Here is a 1,645-nt window from a genome sequence, read left to right on the forward strand (position 1 = left end):
GCCTTGGCCTGCTTCTCAGGCAGTGCCTGACGCATGTCCAGCCAGTCAGCCTTGATCACGCCTTCCAGAGAGCCGAATTTATCCGCCAGCTTCTGCGCCGCACCCGGGCCGACGCTCGGTACGTGCAGCTTGTCGAGCAAACCGCCCAAGGTCGTGCTGGCGGCGAACTCGGCGCTCAGTTCACCCTGATCCTGCAATTGCAGGCCGCACTCTTGCGGCGACAGCAGCGCACCGATCACGTCCTGGTTATGGCTGTCTTCAAAGAAACTGTGGATCTCATGCGCCACTTCCAGGCCCACGTCCGGTAAGTACGTCAGCACTTCCGGCAGCGCCTTCTGCACCCGCTCCAGGGACGCCAGGGACCGCGCCAGTACCTTGGCCGTCTCCTCGCCCACATCGGGAATGCCCAGGGCGTAGATGAAGCGCGCCAGGGTCGGCGTCTTGCTGTTTTCGATGGCCGTGATCAGCTTCTTGCTGGAAATATCGGCGAAGCCTTCCAGGTCAATGATCTGCTCGTACTTGAGCGTGTAGAGGTCTGCCGGTGAGCCGATGAGTTTTTCATCCACCAACTGCTCGATGGTCTTGTCGCCCAGGCCGTCGATATCCATGGCGCGGCGCGACACAAAATGAATGATTGCCTGTTTGAGTTGTGCGCCACAGGCCAGGCGACCGACGCACCGGTACACCGCGCCTTCGCTGACGGTTTCCTTGCCCTTGCTGCGCTTGACCAGCTGTGTGCGCTCCACATGAGAGCCGCACACCGGGCAGACCTCGGGGATCTGCACGGCACGGGCATTCTCCGGGCGACGCTCGAGCACCACCGACACCACCTGCGGGATCACATCCCCGGCACGACGGATGATCACGGTGTCGCCGATCATCAGGCCCAGGCGCGCCACTTCATCCATGTTGTGCAAGGTGGCATTGGACACGGTCACACCGGCCACCTTGACCGGCTTCAAGCGCGCTACCGGGGTCACGGCGCCGGTGCGGCCAACCTGGAATTCTACGTCGAGCAATTCCGTCAGCTCTTCCATCGCCGGGAATTTATGGGCGATGGCCCAGCGCGGTTCGCGAGCGCGGAAGCCCAGTTCGCGTTGGGAGGCGATGCTGTTGACCTTGAACACGACGCCGTCGATTTCATAGGGCAGGCTGTTACGCCGCTCGCCGATATCGCGGTAGTAGTCCAGGCAATCCTGGATACCCTTGGCCAGCTTCAACTCGTGGCTGATGGGCATGCCCCACTTCTGCAACTGCTGCAGGTTGCCAATATGGGTGTCGCTGATGTCGGTGGTCACGCCGTAGCAGCAAAACTCCAGCGGGCGACTGGCAGTGATCTTCGAATCCAACTGGCGCAGACTGCCGGCAGCGGCGTTGCGCGGGTTGGCGAAAGTCTTGCCGCCGACTTCCAGTTGCGAAGCATTGAGCCGCTCGAAACCGGCCTTGGACATGAACACTTCACCGCGCACTTCCAGAGTCGCCGGCCAACCGCTGCCGTGCAGCTTCAACGGAATGTTGCGCACGGTGCGCACGTTGACACTGATATCTTCGCCGGTAGTACCGTCGCCACGGGTGGCGCCGCGTACCAGTTCGCCGTCCTGATACAGAAGGCTGACCGCCAGGCCATCCAGCTTGGGTTCGCAGC

The 1,645-nt window shown here is 62.1% G+C and carries 1 protein-coding gene; it reads right to left on the reverse strand.

Annotated elements, in window-relative coordinates:
- A partial coding sequence (gene ligA, locus ACRESD_RS15035) for an NAD-dependent DNA ligase LigA (RefSeq protein ID WP_431751640.1) occupies positions 1 to 1,645 on the reverse strand: 1,645 nt, incomplete at both ends.

This window comes from Pseudomonas sp. (genome assembly GCF_050739995.1).
GTDB lineage: Bacteria > Pseudomonadota > Gammaproteobacteria > Pseudomonadales > Pseudomonadaceae > Aquipseudomonas.